The organism is Oleiphilus sp. HI0117, from assembly GCF_001635235.1.
In genome coordinates, this window is record NZ_LWGA01000385.1 from 1 (window position 1) to 372 (window position 372).

The 372-nt window shown below is 48.9% G+C and carries 1 protein-coding gene; it reads left to right on the forward strand.

Features of this window, described 5'->3' with window-relative positions; translation table 11 throughout:
• Positions 1 to 372, forward strand: a 372-nt coding sequence (locus tag A3757_RS04580; protein ID WP_197469770.1) for an acyl-CoA dehydrogenase family protein, incomplete at both ends; no start/stop codon positions are given.

Consider the following 372-nt stretch of genomic DNA (forward strand, 5'->3'; position numbering starts at 1 on the left):
CAGCACTACGCAACCATAGGAGCAGATGATGCTTCTCCAGACATGGTCGAAGCGATCATCGGCGAAGGTGCAAAGTTTTGTGAAGAAGTACTAGCTCCTCTTAACCAAGTAGGTGACCAGGAAGGTTGTACTTGGAGTGAAGATGGTGTTAAAACGCCAACAGGTTTTAAAGAAGCATATAACCAATTTGTAGAAGGCGGCTGGCCTTCAATGAACGCGCCTGTTGAGCACGGTGGACAAGGTCTACCTGAGTCCATCAACATCGCTTTGAGTGAAATGATTGGTACTGCTAACTGGTCTTGGGGTATGTATCCAGGCCTAAGCCACGGTGCACGTGCGACAATTCAAGAGCATGGTACGCCTGAGCAGCAG